Annotated in this window: 24 protein-coding genes; 18 read left to right on the top strand and 6 right to left on the bottom strand. The window is 44.9% G+C overall.

Annotated features, from left to right (window positions below; all coding sequences use genetic code 11):
• Positions 1–942 carry a hypothetical protein gene (locus FEF09_RS17355; RefSeq protein ID WP_146306287.1) on the top strand — a complete coding sequence of 314 codons (942 nt, stop codon included), beginning with the start codon at positions 1–3 and terminating at the stop codon, positions 940–942.
• Positions 943–1,035: 93 nt separating this feature from the next.
• Here the strand turns inward: FEF09_RS17355 and FEF09_RS17350 are convergent, their stop codons facing one another.
• The 6 genes from FEF09_RS17350 to FEF09_RS17325 all read right to left on the bottom strand — a co-directional run bounded on the left by FEF09_RS17350 (position 1,036) and on the right by FEF09_RS17325 (position 4,961).
• Positions 1,036–1,272 (bottom strand): SdpI family protein, encoded by a 237-nt coding sequence (locus tag FEF09_RS17350; RefSeq protein WP_261387566.1) that lies wholly within the window; start codon positions 1,270–1,272, stop codon positions 1,036–1,038.
• Between the two features lie 114 nt (positions 1,273–1,386).
• A complete protein-coding gene (locus FEF09_RS17345) occupies positions 1,387–1,920 on the bottom strand; it encodes an N-acetylmuramoyl-L-alanine amidase (protein WP_261387565.1) in 534 nt (177 codons plus the stop codon).
• Positions 1,921–1,970: 50 nt separating this feature from the next.
• Positions 1,971–2,258 carry an AMIN domain-containing protein gene (locus FEF09_RS17340; protein WP_146306284.1) on the bottom strand — a complete coding sequence of 96 codons (288 nt, stop codon included), beginning with the start codon at positions 2,256–2,258 and terminating at the stop codon, positions 1,971–1,973.
• The gene (locus tag FEF09_RS17335; protein ID WP_146306283.1) at positions 2,233–2,451 is read right to left on the bottom strand and encodes a hypothetical protein; all 219 of its coding nucleotides are present in this window, start codon (positions 2,449–2,451) and stop codon (positions 2,233–2,235) included. The genes FEF09_RS17340 and FEF09_RS17335 overlap by 26 nt, the downstream gene beginning before the upstream one ends.
• Positions 2,452–2,483: 32 nt before the next feature.
• A complete protein-coding gene (locus tag FEF09_RS17330; protein ID WP_146306282.1) occupies positions 2,484–3,083 on the bottom strand; it encodes a hypothetical protein in 600 nt (199 codons plus the stop codon).
• 84 nt (positions 3,084–3,167) lie between these two features.
• Entirely contained in the window at positions 3,168–4,961 is a 1,794-nt protein-coding gene (locus FEF09_RS17325) for an acyl-CoA dehydrogenase family protein (protein ID WP_146306281.1), read from the bottom strand.
• A 72-nt stretch (positions 4,962–5,033) separates the two neighbouring features.
• On the opposite strand from FEF09_RS17325, the gene FEF09_RS17320 reads away from it, so the two are divergent.
• The 17 genes from FEF09_RS17320 (at position 5,034) to FEF09_RS17240 (ending at position 20,441) form a co-directional block, all read left to right on the top strand.
• The gene (locus FEF09_RS17320; protein ID WP_146306280.1) at positions 5,034–5,837 is read left to right on the top strand and encodes an alpha/beta fold hydrolase; all 804 of its coding nucleotides are present in this window, start codon (positions 5,034–5,036) and stop codon (positions 5,835–5,837) included.
• A 64-nt stretch (positions 5,838–5,901) separates the two neighbouring features.
• The gene (locus FEF09_RS17315; protein ID WP_186774390.1) at positions 5,902–6,306 is read left to right on the top strand and encodes a glycosyltransferase; all 405 of its coding nucleotides are present in this window, start codon (positions 5,902–5,904) and stop codon (positions 6,304–6,306) included.
• On the top strand, positions 6,270–7,043 hold the full coding sequence (locus FEF09_RS17310; protein ID WP_146306278.1) for a glycosyltransferase family 2 protein: 774 nt from the start codon (positions 6,270–6,272) through the stop codon (positions 7,041–7,043). The genes FEF09_RS17315 and FEF09_RS17310 overlap by 37 nt, the downstream gene beginning before the upstream one ends.
• A gap of 4 nt (positions 7,044–7,047) precedes the next feature.
• Entirely contained in the window at positions 7,048–8,193 is a 1,146-nt protein-coding gene (locus tag FEF09_RS17305) for an ABC transporter permease (protein ID WP_146306277.1), read from the top strand.
• 56 nt (positions 8,194–8,249) lie between these two features.
• Complete coding sequence (locus FEF09_RS17300; RefSeq protein WP_146306276.1) at positions 8,250–8,672, top strand: hypothetical protein; 423 nt, start codon at positions 8,250–8,252, stop codon at positions 8,670–8,672.
• Positions 8,673–8,924: 252 nt separating this feature from the next.
• A complete protein-coding gene (locus FEF09_RS17295) occupies positions 8,925–10,019 on the top strand; it encodes a glycosyltransferase (protein WP_146306275.1) in 1,095 nt (364 codons plus the stop codon).
• Positions 10,020–10,067: 48 nt separating this feature from the next.
• Positions 10,068–10,418 (top strand): gliding motility protein GldC, encoded by a 351-nt coding sequence (gene gldC / locus FEF09_RS17290; RefSeq protein ID WP_012788718.1) that lies wholly within the window; start codon positions 10,068–10,070, stop codon positions 10,416–10,418.
• A gap of 24 nt (positions 10,419–10,442) precedes the next feature.
• The gene (locus tag FEF09_RS17285) at positions 10,443–10,895 is read left to right on the top strand and encodes a GatB/YqeY domain-containing protein (protein WP_146306274.1); all 453 of its coding nucleotides are present in this window, start codon (positions 10,443–10,445) and stop codon (positions 10,893–10,895) included.
• An 86-nt stretch (positions 10,896–10,981) separates the two neighbouring features.
• Positions 10,982–11,524 (top strand): CvpA family protein, encoded by a 543-nt coding sequence (locus tag FEF09_RS17280; protein ID WP_146306273.1) that lies wholly within the window; start codon positions 10,982–10,984, stop codon positions 11,522–11,524.
• Positions 11,525–11,595: 71 nt separating this feature from the next.
• Positions 11,596–12,363, top strand: coding sequence for an alpha/beta fold hydrolase (locus FEF09_RS17275; protein WP_012788721.1), 768 nt, complete (start codon positions 11,596–11,598; stop codon positions 12,361–12,363).
• Between the two features lie 230 nt (positions 12,364–12,593).
• Positions 12,594–13,253 (top strand): CBS domain-containing protein, encoded by a 660-nt coding sequence (locus FEF09_RS17270; RefSeq protein ID WP_089811010.1) that lies wholly within the window; start codon positions 12,594–12,596, stop codon positions 13,251–13,253.
• A 293-nt stretch (positions 13,254–13,546) separates the two neighbouring features.
• Positions 13,547–14,434: an NAD kinase gene (locus FEF09_RS17265; protein WP_146306272.1), complete on the top strand. Its 888-nt coding sequence runs from the start codon at positions 13,547–13,549 to the stop codon at positions 14,432–14,434.
• Positions 14,435–14,563: 129 nt separating this feature from the next.
• The gene (locus FEF09_RS17260; RefSeq protein WP_146306271.1) at positions 14,564–15,430 is read left to right on the top strand and encodes a DUF6089 family protein; all 867 of its coding nucleotides are present in this window, start codon (positions 14,564–14,566) and stop codon (positions 15,428–15,430) included.
• A gap of 231 nt (positions 15,431–15,661) precedes the next feature.
• Positions 15,662–16,423, top strand: coding sequence for an isoprenyl transferase (locus FEF09_RS17255; protein ID WP_012788725.1), 762 nt, complete (start codon positions 15,662–15,664; stop codon positions 16,421–16,423).
• Entirely contained in the window at positions 16,404–19,148 is a 2,745-nt protein-coding gene (locus FEF09_RS17250; protein ID WP_146306270.1) for an outer membrane protein assembly factor, read from the top strand. The genes FEF09_RS17255 and FEF09_RS17250 overlap by 20 nt, the downstream gene beginning before the upstream one ends.
• A gap of 183 nt (positions 19,149–19,331) precedes the next feature.
• Complete coding sequence (locus FEF09_RS17245; protein ID WP_012788727.1) at positions 19,332–19,868, top strand: OmpH family outer membrane protein; 537 nt, start codon at positions 19,332–19,334, stop codon at positions 19,866–19,868.
• 63 nt (positions 19,869–19,931) lie between these two features.
• The gene (locus FEF09_RS17240) at positions 19,932–20,441 is read left to right on the top strand and encodes an OmpH family outer membrane protein (RefSeq protein WP_012788728.1); all 510 of its coding nucleotides are present in this window, start codon (positions 19,932–19,934) and stop codon (positions 20,439–20,441) included.
• Positions 20,442–20,600 lie beyond the last annotated feature (159 nt).

Genomic DNA, 20,600 nt, shown 5'->3' with positions numbered 1-20,600 from the left:
ATGAGAACATTTCTTATTAAAGTAATATTTTTCTCCTCCCTGCTATTAGCTATAGTTATAGGGTGCGCCACCAGAGTACCTGAATTTGAGAAGGAAAACTTTATAGGCAGTATCGTGGAAAAGCATAAAAGGCTGGATAGTATTTCCGGTCCGCGATTGTTGCTCGCCGGAGGATCAAACGTAGCATTTGGTGTAAATAGCAAATCTGTAGAGGATTCCTTCCACTTACCAGTAGTGAACATGTCATTGCATGCGGGCCTTGGTCTGGATTTCGTACTGGGAGAATTGAAAGCCACTGTAAGGAAAGGGGATGTTGTGCTGCTCGTACCAGAATATTTTGCCGGTGAAGGAAGAAGTGTCCTGAAAGAGTTAGCTGCTTACTATTATGCGCCATCTGAATCGTACACGATACCGACATTTGAAGAACAATTGGATAAATACCTTGACGGTACAATGTCAAGGATCAAATCCAATAAAGAAAATCTGATAAAATACCTCAGGGAAAGAGCACGTGGAAAGAAAGATGAAAGACCAGTTTATAATCGTTATTCATTTAATGAATACGGAGACATGGTGGCACATCTGAATGAGAAAAAACTTGAAATATTAAAAGATGGAGACGCGATGGAATACCAGCATTGGGATGGTATTGCAAAGATCAATGCGTTTGCGGCATATTGTAAAGCAAAGGACGTAAAACTGATGTTTACATATCCTACTTATGCAGCGTCCTGTTACGAGAAAAATAAACCTGTTATAGCCCAATACCATTCGGATATAGTGAAAGAAATGCATATACCCGTTGTTGGTGTGCCTGCTGATTTTGTGTATCCTGATGAGGAATATTATGATACCGTCTATCATCTTCGTAAAGATGCGAGAGAAAAAAGAACAGCAAAATTAATTGCACTGCTGAAAGAACAACAGGTTTTAATGAATTGACAAATACAATGGGATCAGTCATCTGGTCTGCTGAAAATAAAGAAGGCGTCCGCTATTAGTGGACGCCTTCTTCATTATAAATGCATTTGTTTATTATTTCAGTTGTTTTTCTGTAAAAAAGAAGATCACTATGCCGCCGGCAAGCGCAGATACTCCTGTCAATACACCCATTACCGCCTGATTGAATGCAAAGAACGATAGTATAACACCAATCAGCATAAGCCCCAGACCGGCTTTCAACATCACACTATTGGAATACTGGTTAGCCAGTTGCCAGTTTTCATCACTCTCCATTGATTTCCGGGTACGGTATCCGTAAACGGGATTGATCTTTTAGGTGGAAACTGTTTGCTGATCAGTGCCGCCAGCACAAAAATAATTCCTGTTAAAAAAGGTGAGATCAATAAGCTGCTGAATGAAAACATAGGCGTACAATTTTATGGGTTATTTACCTGCATCCTGCAGAAAATCCTTCAGTCCCTGTACAATCTTTTCTGTCAATACCAACCGGAAGTTTTCGTCAAGTATACGGATCTCATCCTCCGGGTAACTCAGGAACAGGGTCTCTATCAATGCCGAGGGCATTTCTGTAGGCATGTTAAGAATGAAATTGAAGTTAGCATTATTCTTAAAATCCGCCAACCCCGTTTCCAGCAGGCGATTATGAAGGAATCGGTTCAGTGGTTCGCAGAATGGATATTTATAGTAATTAGCCGTTCCTTTTACATCTACCGGATTGATAGAAGAGTTCATGTGGATACTCAGCAGGAGGTCTGGTGCCAGTTGACGATAGTTGTATAATCTCGCCTGATTGTCAACAAATACATCGCTCATACGCGTGGTAATAACCTTGGCGCCTTCTTTTTCCAGTGCTGCTTTTACCAGCAGCGTCATGTTCAGAGCCAGCTGTTTTTCGGCAATACCCATAGCGCCGGCAGTACCAATATTTCCTCCACCATGGCCTGCGTCGAGTCCTATTGTCAGATTCTTTAACTGGAGATTGGCAGGCTGGTGTTTGATACGGATAGTCAGACGGTTACTATCCGCGTAAAAGATCTTATATCCCCACGGCTGTTTATGCGCAGGGAAATAGCGATCCGGAATACTTCCGGACTGATTTGTTTCCAGTCTATACGACTGATCTCTCCGGTACCATCAGAAGAGGGAAGAAAGCCCGGTTCTGAAACGGCACCATGTATATCTACAACCACTTTTCCCGGATTAACTTCCTGTGTGGAGAGATAGGGGAGCTTGTCTGCCAGCCCGACGGAGATATAATCATACTGTTTATCACTCCATACCGGCTTCGTTGACAATGCTTTGTGGTACAGATTCTGTCAATGTCATAGTGTCTACCAGTCCTTCAGGAATGTAGGCATATTGGTATTGACTCAACCTTACCCGGTAATGGCTGCCTTCCCTGCCGGAAATATGTAACAGGACATTTCTATCCAGATATCCCATCTTTTCAGGGCCGAGGCGGTCACAGGAGTCACCGTCAGATAGCACTGATCATCGATGGTGCGGGCATACAGTCGGTATTACGCAGATAGGTGTCCTTTATATTTTAATGATACATTGATCTTTCCGTCCAGCATAGAATCAGCTTCTGTCACGACATGATAGCCGGTGTAAATGCCGGGAATACCGCCTGATTGCGCTGCCGGTAATTCCGCGATGGGGGAGCCGTTGAACCAGCTGGCCTGACCATCGGGATATCCTTTCATGCGCACCCGTAAGGTGTCGCCTGCTGAAAGCGTGGTATTGGTCTTCGGAGAGATCGTAACGTTATCAATCCGGAAGGAGGGGGTTACCCTTACTGGTGGAAGTGTTGTAAAATAGATGTTATACGTGCGGGAAACGAATTTACCGCTGCTGTCTGTAGAAGAGAGTACATAGGTATTTCTTCCCGGCCTTGCTTCGCGTTTGATAGCGAAGACGCCATTGGGGTATACATAAATGCTATCATTGTTGAGTAGTACCTTACAGCCTGTACAGGTACGTCCTGACCAGTATTGCTTTGAGCTGCCGGTATTAATTTCTGTCCTGAGTGGCTGTGCCATTTTCAGGAACGCCTGTGCATGTAATTGCAGACCTGTATATGCTGTTTGTAACAGTAGTAGTAATGCGAATCTCCTCATAGTCCCGCGACAAAGTAAACAAAAAAAATGCCACCCGCTCTTACGGATGGCACTCGAAAATATTGAAAAATTGCGATGGTCAGCTTACCAGGCGTATTTATTTTCTGCGATTAATTTATCGGCTATACGTCTGCGTGCATCCCTTGTGTTGAAAGGAGCCGTTTTAGTGAAGCGTTTGATACCAAGCAGCATCATACGTTGTTCATCACCGCTGCCGAATGAATTAACCGCATCCTTTCCGTATTTGTTGATACGGTCAGCCGCGTCATTAATATAAGTGCGAACGATGTCTGCCTGTAAGGCATTTGCGGCTTCTCCTTCCAGTTCTACACGTTTCAGGAGACGGAGCAGCGCACTTTCAGCAGCGAAGGTTTCAATCGCCATATCAGCAATGTTCATGAGTATTTCCTGTTCGTTCTGGATATCCTGCATGAGTTTCTGTACGGCGCCACCTGCTACCAGCAGGATCGCTTTTTTGAAGTTGGATACCACTTTCTTTTCAGCAGCAAAAGGTGTTTCGTCATCATTACCGAAATCAGGAATGCTCATGAGTTCTTTCATGACATTCATGGCTGGGTTCATGAGATCGAGACGACCTTTTAAAGCGCGTTTTAAGGTCATATCCAGTGCCAGCAGACGATTGATCTCGTTGGTACCTTCGAATATGCGGTTAATACGGCTGTCGCGGTATGCCTTGGAAATAACGTATTCATCGCTGAAACCGTTGCCCCCGTGGATCTGTACGCCTTCATCCACGGAGAAATCCAGTGCTTCGGAACCGGCCACTTTCAGGATGGCACATTCCACGGCATATTCTTCTGCAGCACCCAGCAGGGCTTCTGCGAATGGCTTGCCCGAAGCGATGAGTTCTTTTTCTTTATCGTCAATAAGTTGTGCGGTGCGGTACAGGGCAGATTCGCATACCCAGTTCCGGATCACCATTTCGCCCAGTTTATGTTTGATAGCGCCGAAATTGGCAATAGGCTGTTTGAACTGCTCGCGCGTATTGGCATACTGTACGGTAATGCTGGTGACGTTTTTAGCGGCGCCGACAGCAGCAGCACAGAGTTTCAGACGGCCAATATTCAGGATATTGAATGCAATCAGGTGACCTTTACCGATCTCTCCGAGTACATTTTCTACCGGTACCTGCGCATCCTGAAAATAGATCTGCCGGGTGGAAGATCCTTTGATACCCATTTTATGTTCTTCTGCTCCCAACGTAAAGCCGGGAGTATCTTTATCTACGATGAATGCAGTGAACTGTTCCCCGTCGATCTTTGCAAATACGGTGAACACATCTGCAAAGCCGGAATTGGTGATCCAGCATTTCTGACCGTTCAGTATATAGAATTTTCCATCTTCAGACAGTTTCGCCGTTGTTTTGGCGCTGAGCGCATCTGAACCTGAGTTAGGTTCTGTCAGCGCATAGGCGCCTTTCATTTGTCCGCTGCCAAGGAAAGGAATGTATTTCTGTTTCTGGGCTTCTGTACCAAAGTACAGGATAGGAAGAGAACCGATACCCGTGTGTGCTGCCATTGCTACGGAGAAGGAATGGCCGGCGCCAAGGGCTTCATTGATCAGGGTAGCTGTGACAAAGTCTTTCCCGAGTCCGCCGTATTCTTCCGGAAATGCTGCGCCCAACAGGCCCAGTTCACCCGCTTTATCCAGCAGGGAAGGCATCAGGCCTTCTTCCAGTTTATCAATACGGTCCAGTACGGGAGAAACTTCTTTGGTTACAAACTGCTCTGCCATTTCTCTGATCATGCGTTGCTCTTCAGAGAAATCTTCCGGGGTAAAGACTTCATTGGCAGGGGTTTCTTTAACGAGGAATTCCACGCCTTTCAGGGCGTGTTTGTTATCAACTGTAGCGTCCATCCTGAATTTTTTTTGGTCCTATTGTAATTTACTTGTTTTAGTGCAAACGGCAAAAGTTGATACATTTGTAACATGTCGTCCTTTTTCCTGCCATATCTGAAAAGCCGTTTTCATACCATTAGTGATGGAACAGGAGAGGAATTGCTGATATGTTTACATGGTTTCGGAGAGAATGCGGAGACTTTCAGCCGTTTACACTATTCATTGGGAGGATATTTTACCATTGTGTCACTGGACCTGCCACTGCATGGAAAAACGGAATGGAAGGAAGAACGGCCATTTTCTATGGAAGATCTGAAAGCAGTAATATTACTCATTCTGCAACATTATCGCTTTAAGACCTTTTCATTAATGGGATATAGTATGGGAGGACGGGTATCCCTCTGCGTTGTGCAATTACTGGCAGAAAGGATTGACCGGCTTTATCTGCTGGCGCCCGACGGACTAAAAGACAACCGTTGGCATATGTTTGCCACACAGACCCGTATAGGAAACAAGCTGTTTAAATACTGTACCTACCATCCGCAGCTATTTTTCGGTTTGTTACATACCTGGCGGTTCTTGCGTTTCATCAGTAAAGGCCTGCATAAATTCACTTTCAACAGTATGAATACGCTGGATAAGCGGGAGAGGGTGTATTTTGTGTGGACTTGTATGGGCCAGATGATGCCTGACAGGGAATTGTGTAAGCAGCAGCTGAAAAAATACCGTATCAGCTCATTACTGCTCTTCGGGAAATATGACCGCGTTATTCCTCCCGTATTAGGTGTCCGTTTTATGGACGGCACATTTCCCTGCGAAATGCAGGTGCTGGAAAAAGGACACCAGCTGATCTGTGAAGATGCTGCAGAAGTGATCCGGGCATATAGTTTTTAATCAATCAACAACAACATACCATCCGCTGCAGGTTACACAAAGCCGCAGCCTAATGAAGCAGTTTATGTACATTATTCTATCGATCTTGTCTCTGTTAGGTATTATTTATGGTTATCTGATGTTTCGTTATGGAGAAGGCTGGAAAAGGCTGCAATCTTTTAAGCCCGTTAACCCGATAAGCGGCCGCACAAAAGTAACTGTGATCATTCCCGCAAGAGATGAAGAAGATAATCTGCCCCCTCTGTTGCAGGCATTGAAGGCCCAGACCTACCCGGCAGAACTGTTTGAGGTGATTGTGATTGATGATTTTTCTACGGATGGAACCGCAGACGCAGTACGCAACTTCCCGGCATCCAATGTACGCCTGTTACAATTGAGTCAGCACCTGAGTGCAGAACAGCGACTCAATTCCTATAAGAAAAAGCCATTGAAATGGCTGTGGAACGTGCCACCGGCGATATCATTATGACAACGGATGCGGACTGTGAAATGGGACCGGAGTGGATCATGCGGATGGTGCAGTTTTATGAAACCTATCAGCCTAAATTTATCGCAGCTCCTGTGAGTTTCCATAAAGAAGATAACTTCTTCAAAGCATTGCAATCACTCGACTTTATGACCATGCAGGGCATAACAGGTGCCCTGGCTGCTTTGAAATCAGGTACCATGTGTAATGGCGCTAACCTCGCATACGAGCGCAAGGTTTTTTATGAGGTAGGCGGATTCAAAGGGATTGATAATATCGCTTCAGGAGATGATATGCTGCTGATGTTTAAGATATATCGCGCATATCCCGAGGGCGTGTTATACATGAAAACAGAAGACGCCATCGTGCGTACACTGCCGGTAGATACCTTTAAAGCGTTTATGAACCAGCGTATCCGTTGGTCTTCCAAAGCAGATAAGTATGATGACAAACGACTGATATGGGTGCTGGCACTGGTATATTTCTGGAATGTGGGTATCCTGCTGGCAGGCATCGCGGCCTTGTTTATACCGGGATTACGCCTGTGGATGCTGGGACTGCTCATTTATAAAGTACTGGTGGAATTTTATTTCCTGATACCGGTAGCCCGTTTCTTCGACAAAACTTCACTATTGTCGCGGTTTATACCCGGACAGTTATTTCATATTCCTTACATTGTAGTAGCAGGTTGGTTGGGTAAGTTCGGTTCTTATCAGTGGAAAGGCAGAAAAGTTAAATAACAGCATGTCTCTCAATAACAGCAATACTTCTTTCGGCCGTCAGGCCTGGAAACGGCTGCGGCGCAATAAAGGCGCTGTGGCAGGAATGCTGTTGATCATACTGGCCATCATTGTGAGTATACTGGCGTATGTCATTGCGCCTGATGGTACGCCGTATGCAAACAGGATGTTACTGGAAGCCGGCGGACAAAAGCCCGGTTTTCACCTGCGCCTGCTGGCTTTGAAACAGGACCGGGAATCAACAGGTGTCAACTTCTTTTCCCGCATGATGAACGGACAGCCGGATACACTTAGCTATATTCCCATCCGGGAATGGCATTTTCAGGGCGATTCCCTTGTGGTGAACCGATATCTGGACGAAGAAGAAACTGCCGTGGAAAAATATAGTCTCAGCAAGGTATTATTTGCAAAAGAAATACCCGTGGGAGAACATGTAAAGGAATGGCAGGAAGCGATCAGGGCACATCATATACAGGAACGTACCTACCGGCTGGGAACCGATAAATTTGGCAGGGATATTCTAAGCCGGCTGCTGGTGGGAACGAGAGTCAGTCTGAGTGTGGGCTGTATTGCTGTGATCATCTCTCTGACCATCGGTATACTGCTGGGTGCCATAGCCGGTTATTTCCGTGGTGTAACAGATGATGTGGTCATGTGGGGAGTAAATGTAATATGGTCTGTGCCTACTCTGTTGTTGGTGTTCGCTATTACACTGGCTTTGGGTAAGGGGTTCTGGCAGGTATTTATAGCAGTCGGACTGACCATGTGGGTAAATGTGGCCAGAATTATCAGGGGACAGGTATTAGCTCTGCGGGAACTGCCTTTCATAGAAGCCACAAAAGCCCTTGGTTATGGACACACACGTACGATAGTGCGGCATATACTACCTAATATTCTGGGGCCTGTAATGGTCGTGGCAGCCGGTAACTTCGCCACCGCTATTGTGATAGAAGCCGGCCTGAGTTTCCTCGGAGTGGGGGTGCAACCACCACAGCCTTCCTGGGGCCTGATGATCAAAGAGAATTATAACTTTATCATTACCCATAACCCCATGCTTGCATTAATTCCGGGATTGGCGATTATGATCATGGTATTGGCGTTTAATCTGTTAGGAAACGGGTTGCGCGATGCAATGGATGTGAGACAGTGAACACTTGGATCGCATTATAAAAACAGTTAATTTTACTTTATCCATAATTTTTTACTATGCCTTTGAAATCATATCTCTTTATTGTACTGGCTTTCCTCGGGCTGACATTTACATCCTGCGGCAAAAAAGGAGCCATTGAACCTAAACCTGAAGAAGAAGGCCTGAAGGTGTCGTTGGAAAACGTAGCAGAAGGTCAGTATACCGCTGCTCCCGGCGAGAGTTACACTTTTCAGGTAAAAGTCTCTTCAAAAATGCCTGAAAAAGGTGTTAACGTGAAAGTAGACGTTATTACTGATCCGGGTGGAATTGTATTCCCACAGAATCCGGTGGCGCCTTCTAAAGACAGTGTTATCAATGTAACGCTGATAGGACTGCAGCCCATCCGTACGGTGAAAGTAACCATTACTATCACCTCCGAAGGTAACGACAAGAATGTGGTGGTAAAGACCTTCTGGATTACCAATAAGTCAGAAGAATAATGTTAATATAGTATCAGATAAAAATATCAGATAAAAGCCGGATCCGCTACCAATAAGGGTCCGGCTTTTATTTTAGGTATTGGACGAACAAGCGACGAATTAGTGACGAGTTAGCGACGAATAAGCGTTATGAAAGCAATACCCTCGAATACCAGCTTTTTAATACTATTTTAACTGCCATAGCGGGTATTTATACCTTCGTAGTCTTTATTTCTTTCTAGTTTTGCACCTGCAGAATAAGCAGCCAAATTTATGCGTATAGGAGTGAATGCTTCCTGTGTACTGCGGGATACGCCTGCTGACACGGGTAATATAGCCAGGGATTTATTGTTGGGACTATGTAACCACCATCCGGAACACCAGTTTATCCTCTTCTTTGATCAGACCCCATCAGTTGCCATACAATGGCCGGGTAATGTGACGACTATTGTGATACCCCTCAGCGGGACACAGGTCTGGCGTCGTTACATATGGCTGGAGTGGAAGCTGGTCCGTGCCATGAAAAAGCAACAACTGGATCTGTTCCTCGGATTGGATGGGCAATTGCCGTTAAGAAGTAAAATACCAGCTCAGCTGTTGATCAGCGATATGGGCTTTTTGCATGGCGCAGTAGGGATACCGGCTGCGGAACAGCGTTTTCTGCAGAAAAACCTGATTAAATATATCAGGCAGGCAAAAAAAGTGATCGTGCTGTCCGATACCCTTGAAAAGGATGTATTACAGTATGCACCCGAGGCCGCCGCGAAGCTTAAAGTGCTGAAACCGGCGGTTGATGCAAGTTATCATCCTCTGGAATGGGAGGCGAGAGAGGAAGTGAAAGAGACTTATGCCGGTCGTGTGGAATACTTTGCCGTAGTAGGCAGCGTGCATCCGAGAAACAACCTCATGCCTCTGCTGAAAGCATTTTCAGCTCTGAAGCGTCGCCTGCATTCCAATATGAAATTATTGTTAATAGGAAGACAAACGACCGCAGGCAATGAGATCACAGAAGCGTTGGCCTCCTACAAATACAGGAATGATGTGATACTGCTGCCTGAGGTAGATCAGGCAGAACTGGCAAAGCTCATAGCAGGCGCTTATGCTCTGGTATATCCGCCCCGTTTTGAAGGGGTGGCGATGCCGGTCTATGCGGCTATGCAAAGCGAAGTACCGGTAATTGCGCTGAATGGCGCTGCCGCAAGAGAAGCAGGCGGAGAGGCGGTTTTGTTTGCTGATCCGGAAAGTCTGGAAGATCTGGCTGATAAGATGTGCCTGCTATACAAAGACGAACAACTGCGAAGCCGCTTACTGGGAAATATTAAAAAAGCTGACTGGGCGACAGCCCCGGACGTGCTGATAACAGATTAGGCAATTAATACCTAAATTTGCGGTTCTTAAAATTTGGGAACAAATATCATGGGAAAGACATCTACCATACAGATTCAGGTGGGACTGGATAATGACCGGGTACCTGAGAAGATAGAATGGAGAGCAACAGACAGCTCTGAAGCGGACCGTTTCCAGGAGGCCAAAGCAATGATGGTCGCTTTCTGGGATGGTGGTGATAAAACCGCTCTGCGTATAGATTTATGGACTAAACAAATGATGGTGGATGAAATGGCAGATTTCTTTTATCAGACCATGATGACCATGGCTGATACCTACCAGCGTGCAACTCCATACAAGGATCAGGCGGATGACCTCCGTGCTTTTGCAAAAGACTTCTTTAAGAAATTTGAAGAGAAGCAGAAGCTGGAACAACAATAAGCCATAACCTTAAAACAACCACATATGTCATTAGAATTAAATATCAATGCTGCTATCAAAGCAGCGATGCTGGCAAAAAGCGAAGCTGAATTGCGTGCACTCCGCGCTATCAAAGCTGCTGTATTGCTGGCCAAAACAGCAGAAGGTGGTGGAGCAGAACTGACAGAGGCTGACGAGACTAAACTCTTGCAGAAACTGGCGAAGCAGCGGAAAGACTCTCTGGAGATCTTCCGTCAGCAGAACCGTGAAGACCTGGCAGTGAAAGAAGAAGAAGAGCTGGTTGTGATCGAAAGATATCTGCCTAAGCAGATGGATGAGGCTGAATTGAAAGCCGTTATTACTGAGATCATCGCAACAACAGGCGCCAGTTCACCTGCCGATATGGGTAAGGTGATGGGTGTAGCTTCCAAACAACTGGCCGGTAAGGCCGATGGTAAAGCTATTTCCACAATGGTGAAAGAGTTGTTAGCCAAATAATTGCAGCAACAGGACCGGCTCAGGCAGATCGTAAACGGATAAGCAAAGCCGGTTCTGTTTTTTCCCTTCTTTATCCTATTGAAATCATGGGCATTGACATAGTTTTTGCTATCCTGATGGTATTAGCCATTTATAAGGGTTATAGCCGTGGGCTGATCGTAGCCGTTTTCTCCTTTATTGCGGTAACCCTGGGACTGGCAGCCGCGTTGAAATTAACCACTGTGACGGCCCTCTACGCCCAGGAACACTGGAATATCCACACAAAATGGCTACCCGTACTGTGCTTCATCGCACTCTTTGTTGGCGTCGTATTTCTGGTGAGGTTTGGAGCCACACTTATTCAGACCATGGTAGAGGCCGCAATGATGGGTTGGTTAAACAAATTAGGTGGAATTATATTATATAGTGCTATCTTTATCACTGTTTATAGCATCCTATTATGGATCGCCAATCAATTATATTGGTTAAGCCCGGAAATAAAGATGCAATCTGTAGTATACCCCTACATAGAGCCTCTTGGTCCGGTAGTGATGAATGCATGGGGTAAAATTGTTCCCATCTTCAGGGATATGTTCGAAAATCTTCAGTCATTTTTTGACAACGCGGCGAAGGAAATACAAGCTACTTAGCTCGCTTCAAAGATTATTTGAATTAATAAAAAGAATTATTTTAGCGCAAAATTGACTTTCAAGCTTTGGCAATGGTTTACGAAATAAAAACACAGGGAAAGTTTAAATTCATTGAGGAAGGAGAGGGGGAGCCTTTAGTATTATTGCACGGTTTGTTCGGTGCAATGAGCAACTTTGGCGGTCTGATTGATTACTTCCGGCACTACAATAAAGTAGTAGTACCGATTTTGCCTCTGTTTGATCTGAATATTCTGGACACTTCCGTATCAGGACTGGCGAAATACGTGCACAAGTTCATAGAAACCATGGGATACACCAATGTGCATCTCCTCGGTAACTCTCTGGGTGGTCACGTAGGACTGGTATACCTGCTGAAACATCCGGAAGCGCATACAAAATCATTGACACTGACCGGTAGCTCCGGACTGTTTGAAAATGGTATGGGAGAAACGTATCCTAAACGCGGTGACTACGAATATATCCGTAAGAAAACGGAACTGACTTTCTATGATCCGGCAATGGCTACCAAAGAACTGGTAGATGAAGTATTCGATATTACGACCAACCGTCTGAAAGTAATCAAGATCATTACCCTGGCAAAATCCGCGATCCGCCATAACCTGGGCGAAGAATTGCGTGATATCAAAATACCTACACTGCTGGTATGGGGCCTGAACGATACCGTAACACCTCCAATGGTGGGCGAAGAGTTCAAAAAACTCATTCCTAACTCAGAACTGCACTTTATTGATAAATGCGGTCACGCCCCCATGATGGAGCGCCCGGATGAATTCAACAAGATCCTGCATCCGTTTCTTGAGAAGCTGAAAAACCAGTAAAACAACAAACTACAAACCTTCTTGCGAATAACATCATTAAAGAGGCTGTTTACCGGATGGTAGACAGCCTCTTGTTTTTCTGCAAAGATTCCCTGTCTCTCATGTAACAAACCATTCTGACCCGGCGTTTCGTATATAAGTGAGAGCATGTCCGTTTATCACAAATCTTTCCTGTAAGGACGGCGTTCGCGATTCTTTTCTTATTATTGTATCATAATAGCTCAAACACAATGCTGGCAAGAGATCTCATATCAACCGTCGTCCCAATTCTGCATCCACTGGATCCAGGTTCGAGAGCCCTGCGACTGATGAATGAATATCATCTGACGCAGTTGCCACTCGTGTTGGAGAATAAGTATCTGGCACTGGTAGAAGAAGATGATATACTGGACCTGGAAGATCCGGAAATTGCTCTGGAAAACATGGAATATAATGGCCCTAAACCCGCCGTTGCTGAAAATGCACACTTCTTTGAAGCAGTCCGCCTTTTTCATGAAATGAAACTCGCAGTGCTGCCCGTTATCAGCCATGAAAAAGAATATATTGGCGTACTCACCAAAGACAGTTTACTGACAGCACTCGCACAATACAACGGTGTGAAGGAACATGGCGGTATACTGGCACTGGACATCGATCCGCGCGATTATAGCCTGAGTGAAATAGCACGTATTGCGGAGTCCAACGATGTGACACTGCTCAGCGTGAATACAATCACCTTTCCTTCCGGTCGCCTCGAAGTACTGCTGAAGACTAACCGTCAGGAACTGCATGGTCTGGTCGCTACTTTCGAAAGATTTAATTACATCATTAAGTATACCATTACTGAAGAGCAGGAAGAAGACCTGCTGAAGAAAAACTATGATCTGCTGATGAACTACATCAGCATGTAATTGTACTACCATGCTCAGTAAAAGCGAAACGCATAGCGGACCCTCCGTTATGCGTTTCGCTTTTACTGAGCAGTAGTAAAGGAAGGAGACGAGCGTATATTCACCTGCGTTAAAACCACTTCTTACAGCATGCCGTAAATCATGCATCAGCTGTACTGCCGAAACAGCGAAATCAGGCCGGGTACGTCACACCATTTTTTATTTGGCACTGGCAGGTTAAAAAAGGCTATTTTTACGCCTGACCATGGTAAAGGATGTTTTGCTGTATCCCATGGTTCAACTAAGATCAGATTATGCATATTGCTATTTACAGCCGGGGATTTGTAAAAGAAGACCTGCCCATTATCCAGTTATTATTGGATGAGCTGGCGCGGGAGGAAATGGAGACTGTTATTTACCAACCTTTCTGCGAATCATTGGCGCCGTATATCCGCTTCAGTAAAACGCCTGACACATTCTGTTGTGCAGACGACCTGCACGGCAAAGCAGATATCCTCGTCAGCCTCGGAGGAGATGGGACACTGCTGGATACCGTTTGTTATGTCAGGGATACAAATGTACCGGTGTTAGGTATCAACTTCGGCCGGCTGGGTTTTCTGGCCAGTATCGGTAAAGAAGCCATTAATGCCGCTGTGCAGGCATTAAAAGAACGCACCTATGTGGTAGACAGACGTGCCTTACTGCATCTGGATTCCAATATAGGATTGTTCGGAGATGTACCATACGCGCTGAATGACTTTACCATTCACAAGAAAGATACCTCCGCAATGATCAAGATCCATACTTACCTGAATGGTGAGTTTCTGAATACCTATTGGTCGGATGGATTGATCGTGGCAACGCCTACAGGCTCTACAGGGTATTCTCTGAGTTGTGGCGGACCAGTCGTATTTCCGGATGCAGGCAGTTTTGTCATCACCCCGGTAGCGCCGCACAATCTGAATGTGAGACCTGTCATTGTACCGGACAATCATGTAATATCATTCGAAGTAGAAGGACGCAGCGATCAGTTTTTATGTACGCTGGACTCACGGATGGAAATAATTGATAATACGGTTCAGCTGGCTATCAAAAAAGAAGATTTTAAGATCAGTCTTTTGAGACTGGATGATAGCAATTTTCTGCATACATTGCGGAATAAGTTGTTGTGGGGAATAGACACGAGAAATAGATTAAAATAATTATATCTGTACAGGGAATTGCAAATAAGCACATTAACATTTTTCATTACATTTGTTTGATTTATTTAATACCAAAAGCAGGGATAATCGCGTTTTAGGAATTATCGTCGCGTTAAGCAGTACCGATCTATGGGTAAACCTTACTTTTTCTTCAAGTGTTTCTTAAAGTCCGGCCTCGTAGCAGTAATATCCCTGTTCCTGACGCCCGCTTTTGCTCAAAACGAGCTGTCATATACCGGAGAACTGGGTCTTTCAGTAGGCGCAGCTCACTACTTTGGTGATCTCAATACCAAGGGAGCATTGAATGCAGCCAAGCCGGCTATAGGTATTTATTACCGCAAATACATGAATGACTATATCGGTCTGCGTGTACATGGCCGTTTTATGCAGCTGGGCTATTCCGATATTTACAACAAAAATGACTTTCAGCACAGACGTAATCTCAGCTTCAATACGGATGTATTTGAGCTGGGGGTACAGGGTGACTTTAACTTTTTCCGGTTTGAACCGGGTTCTCAATACTACCGCTTTTCGCCTTATTTCACGGGCGGAGCCTCTATCTTCTACTTCAACCCTTATGCTTATCTGAACGGGATCAAATACCGTCTGCAGCCTTTGCGTACAGAAGGTCAGGGTAGCGCCATGTATCCGGAGCGGAAGCCTTACAGTCTGACTTCCCTGGCATTTTTGCTGGGAGGAGGCTTCAAGTACAATATTTCCCGCAAGGTGAACCTTGGTCTGGAAGTACTGTACCGGTTTACAAATACCGATTATCTGGATGACGTGAGTACTACTTATGCAGGTACGGGCGTATTTCCGCCTGATGCTCAGGGACATAACACCACCGCCTACCTTTTACAGGATCGTTCCTATGCGACAGGTGACCGTATCGGGGTTGCCGGACGTCAGCGGGGTAATAGCCGGGACAAGGACCAGTTTGTCACTGCGGAGCTCACAATCAGCATTTTATTCACCTCTTACAGATGTAAATTCTGATTTCGCAGTCATGGTCAGGCTATTGGCAGTTCAATAATGCCAATTGGCCTATTTTGTTAAATTTTCATTACCGTTTTTTGGCGCAAAACAGCGATCAGTAAAGGATTTCGCTGTTAAAACTACGTTAAAACCCCAGTCCCCCCTTTGCCGGGAAAGGCATAATTCTATTTTTGTATCTTTGCAAACTTTACTAAAAATCTGTATCGATATTATAATCCGCCGGAGATACTCATGAGTTTGAAGGATAAATTAGACTTGCAACGGTTACCACGACATATTGCCATCATTATGGATGGAAATGGCCGTTGGGCTAAAGAGCGTGGCCAGGACAGACTTTTCGGACACCATGAGGGCGTCGAAAGTGTTCGCAATATTACCGAGGCCTGTGCTGAATTAGGTATCGGGTATCTTACCTTGTATGCTTTTTCGACAGAAAACTGGGACCGCCCCGTTTACGAGGTAAACGGTATCATGGAATTACTCGTAAATACCATCCGCAATGAGGTAGCTACCCTCATGAAAAATAATATCAGGCTACATGTGATTGGAGACATGAACATGCTGCCGGGTAACTGTAAGAATGAAATGGAGGAGGCTATGTCCATCACCAGCCAGAATACCGGACTTAATCTGGTAATGGCCCTCAGTTACAGTGCCCGCTGGGAGATCGTGAATGCCGCGAAAAATATCGCCCAGGATGTAAAAGATGGTAAGCTCGCACCAGAGGCAGTAACCCCTGAGATGTGGCAGAAATATCTTTGTACTGCTACACTGCCAGACCCCGAACTGATGATCAGAACGAGCGGAGAATGCAGGATCAGTAACTTTCTACTATACCAGTTGGCCTATGCGGAGTTATATTTTACCGACACGCGTTGGCCGGATTTCCGCAAAGAACACCTTTACGAAGCCATCCTCAATTTTCAGAACAGAGAAAGGCGCTTTGGCAAAACAAGCGAACAAATACAGCAGAATGAAGAAATTATTTCCTAAGAGCCTACTGGCCATAGTATTATGTTGCAGTGCCGGCATCCGTGTGTCCGCCCAGATCAGGGACACCAGTGTTACGCCGGTTCCAACACCTGACCAGCAAGCGGCGGGATTGAATTTATCAGGTCCGTTACAGGCACAGCCTTACGAAATTGCTGACATTACCATTGTAGGGACGCAATACCTTGATAAATCTCTGCTGATTTCCCTGTCAGGCCTCAATGTCGGTGATAAAGTGGTTTATCCCGGCGGTGACCAGTTCGCAAAGGCCATCCAGAGTCTCTGGGGTCAGCGTTTGTTTGCCAACGTTGCTATTTATGTAACCAAAATAGAAGACGGTAAGATATGGTTGGAAATTGAACTCCAGGAACGTCCCCGTCTGAATAACTTCGTTTTCAGAGGTGTTAAAAAGTCTGAAACAGAAGAACTGATTAAAAAAGCCGGTCTGCGTAAAGGATCCGTAGTTACCGAGAGCATGAAACAAAATGCAATCGGCATTATCTCCAAACACTACGGTGATAAGGGCTTCCGAAATGCTGTCGTTAACATCAACGAAAGAGTAGATACCTCTCAGGTAAATGCTTCCGATCTGGTAATTACCGTTGTAAAAGGTGGTAAAGCAAAAGTGAATGATATCCAGATCGTTGGTAACGATAATATAGACGATACAAGAGTGAAGAAGAAAATGAAAGGTACAAAAGAACGTACCCGCTTCACACTGTATCCGGATATTGAGAAAGTATATGAAGATTCAACCGAACTGCAGGAAAACTACTGGAAAACCTTTGGTTTCCTGTACCCTTCCCGCACAATGGAAGAACTGGATCCATATTTCCGCTTCAAATTATTTTCTTCTGCCAAGTTCAATGAGAACAAGTACGCAGAAGACAAAGAGAAAGTAATCGCTTATTATAATACACAGGGTTATCGTGACGCCGTACTGGTGAGAGATACTACTTACCGTGCCCATAACGGTGGCGTGAACGTAGCAATGCAGATCAGCGAGGGTAAGAAATATTACTTCGGTAACATCACATGGAAAGGTAACAGCCGTTATAATGACTCCCTGCTGACCCGCGTACTCGGCATCAGAAAAGGGGATACCTACAATCAGGAACTGCTCCAGAAACGTTTATTGTCTTCTGAAGGTGGTGACATCGGTGGTATGTACATGGACTTCGGTTATCTGTTCTTCCGTGCTGACCCTGTAGAAGTAGCCATCCATGGCGATACCATTGATTATGAGATCCGTATCTCTGAAGGTCCGCAGGCAACAATCAAAGAAGTACGTATTGCCGGTAACGAAAAAACCAACGAGCACGTAATCCGTCGTGAATTACGTACCCTGCCCGGTGAGAAATTCAGCCGTACTGACCTGATCCGTTCTAACCGTGAGATTGCAAACCTTGGTTTCTTCAACCCTGAGAAAATCGGTATGGACCCCATCCCGAATATTCAGGATGGTACCGTAGATATCAACTATACCGTAGAAGAGAAAGCGAATGACCAGCTGGAATTATCTGCCGGCTGGGGTGGTTACATCGGTCTGACCGGTACTTTGGGTGTGACCTTCAACAACTTCTCCCTGCGTAACATCTTAAGAAAAGAAACATGGGATCCTTTACCAAGTGGTGATGGCCAGAAATTATCTGTGCGTGTATCATCCAACGGTAAAGCATATCGTTCTTATAACTTCTCATTCACCGAGCCATGGTTAGGTGGTAAAAAGCGCAACCAGTTCTCTGTCAGCTTCTATAGCAGCTACCAGAACCCGAACGCTTATTCCGCTTATATATATGGTAGCACCCTGTCCAACAATGCTTATTTCAAGGTATTGGGTGGTTCCGTATCATTGGGTAAACAGCTGAAATGGCCGGATGACTTCTTCACACTGATCTACTCCCTGAACTATCAGCAGTATAAACTGAAGAACTATAACTATTTCAATATTCCAGGTTTCTCCAGCGGTACTTCCAATAACGTCAACGTGAAACTGACACTCGCCCGTTCATCTGTTAACCAGCAGATCTATCCGAGCAGTGGTTCCAACTTCATGTTGTCCGGACAGTTCACACCTCCTTACTCCTTATTTAATCCGAACAGGGACTACAAACTGGAGTCTATTCAGGATCAGTTTAACCTGATCGAATACCAGAAATATCGTTTCAATGCGGAATGGTATGTACCATTGAGCAGACCTAAAGGTTCTGATAACAAGGTGTTCGTAATGAAAGTAGCTGCTAAATTTGGTTACATCGGCCGCTACAACAACCGCACAACATTGTCTCCATTTGGTCGTTTTGAACTGGGTGGTGATGGTCTGAGTAACTTCGCTATCTATGACCGTGATATCATCTCTCAGAGAGGTTATCCGGTGTACTATACTTCCGATCCGAGAATGAACTCAGAAACCGGACAACCAACAGGTTACGAAGGTTTCACGGTGTTCAACAAATATGTAATGGAGTTACGTTATCCGTTCAGTCTGAACCCAAGTTCTACCATCTTCGGTCTGGCGTTCCTGGAAGCAGCAAACGGTTATCGTGATGTAAGAGACTACAATCCGTTCAGATTGCGCCGTTCAGCAGGTCTCGGTATGCGTTTCTACCTGCCGATGTTTGGTCTGCTTGGATTTGACTACGGTATCGGTTTCGACCGTCTGCAGTCCGGAAATGGTCTGAAAGATGCGGCTAAGTTCACCTTCATGCTGGGCTTCGAACCGGAATAACAGGTATCCCGATTGGCATAAAAAACGCGCAGGCGTTGATATTCAGTCAGTCGTATGAGCACGGAAGTGCAGTATAATGGACCTAAAGTGGTAGTGCCGAATGATGTTAGAATAAATTTTAAATTATATATTGCAATTTCGAACCCTGGTATCAATTTGGCAGGTATTTTGAAAACGACAAGTATGAAAAAAATATCCCTCATAGCCGCCGTTCTGTTCTGTTGCACATTTACGGCTTTTGCACAGCGTTACTGCGTGATCGACACAAAGTACATTCTGGAAAACGTACCTGACTATAAAGAAGCACAGGGCAAGCTGGATGCTGTCGCAGAACAATGGCAGAAAGAAATCGATGCGAAATTCCTGGAAGTAGATAAGATGTATAAGTCTTATCAGGCAGAACAGGTGATGCTGACGGAAGAACTGAAACATAAAAGAGAGGAAGAAATAATAGCAAAGGAGAAAGAAGCGAAAGATCTGCAGAAGAAACGTTTCGGATATGAAGGAGATCTTTTCAAAAAACGTGAGGAACTGGTAAAGCCTATTCAGGATAAAGTTTACAACGCCGTACAGAAATTGGCCGCACAGAGGATGTACGACTTCATACTGGATAAATCGGGAGGCGTGACTGTCATCTTTTCTGACCCTAAACTGGATAAGAGCGACGATATTCTGCGTTCCCTGGGTATTAAGAAAGACGCACCGGCTACAGGCGAGTAATCGTATAAACCATTTTATAACCTTTGTATTAGTATTAAAAGTTTTTTAAACACAGACAACATCATGAAGAAGTATGTAATTATTGCTTTCGTGGCAGTTTCAGGATTGTTCAGCGTAAATGCAATGGCTCAGTCCAAGGTTGGACATATTAACGCGCAAGCTCTGATCGAGGCAATGCCGGAGGCACAGACTGCACAGAAAACACTGCAGCAGTTTGCAGAGGAGCTGGATAAAGATGGTAAAGGGCTGATTGATGAATACCAGAAGAAACTGGCTGAATTCGATAAATCTGCAGCTACTATGACTGATAACATGAAGGAGATCAAAACTAAAGAGATCCAGACTGCTCAGAAAAATATACAGGACTACCAGGAGTCAGCTCAACAGAAAATCGAGCAGAAACGTGGTGAGATCCTGAAACCAATCTACGATAAAGCACGTAAAGCAATCGAAGATGTAGCAAAAGAAAAAGGTTACGGTTACGTAATCGACAGCTCTGTAGGTGTACTGCTGGTATCCCCTGCAGGTGATGACCTCGCTCCGGCTGTTAAAACCAAACTGGGTATCAAATAATTTGCTATAAGCAGTTATTAACTTTTTATAGCTGCCCTGGAGTCACTCCGGGGCAGTTTTTTTTAGAAAACACTTTACTATTTGATATTTTTCCCTACCTTTGCCTTCCGTTTTAAAAACAGGATTCCGCAATACGGGATAGTGTTTAGTATAGTACAG

This window comes from Chitinophaga pinensis (genome assembly GCF_007896845.1).
In the GTDB taxonomy this organism is placed as follows: domain Bacteria; phylum Bacteroidota; class Bacteroidia; order Chitinophagales; family Chitinophagaceae; genus Chitinophaga; species Chitinophaga pinensis_C.
The sequence above is the reverse complement of the archived record's forward strand: the minus strand, read 5'-3'. Positions and strand labels throughout refer to the sequence as shown.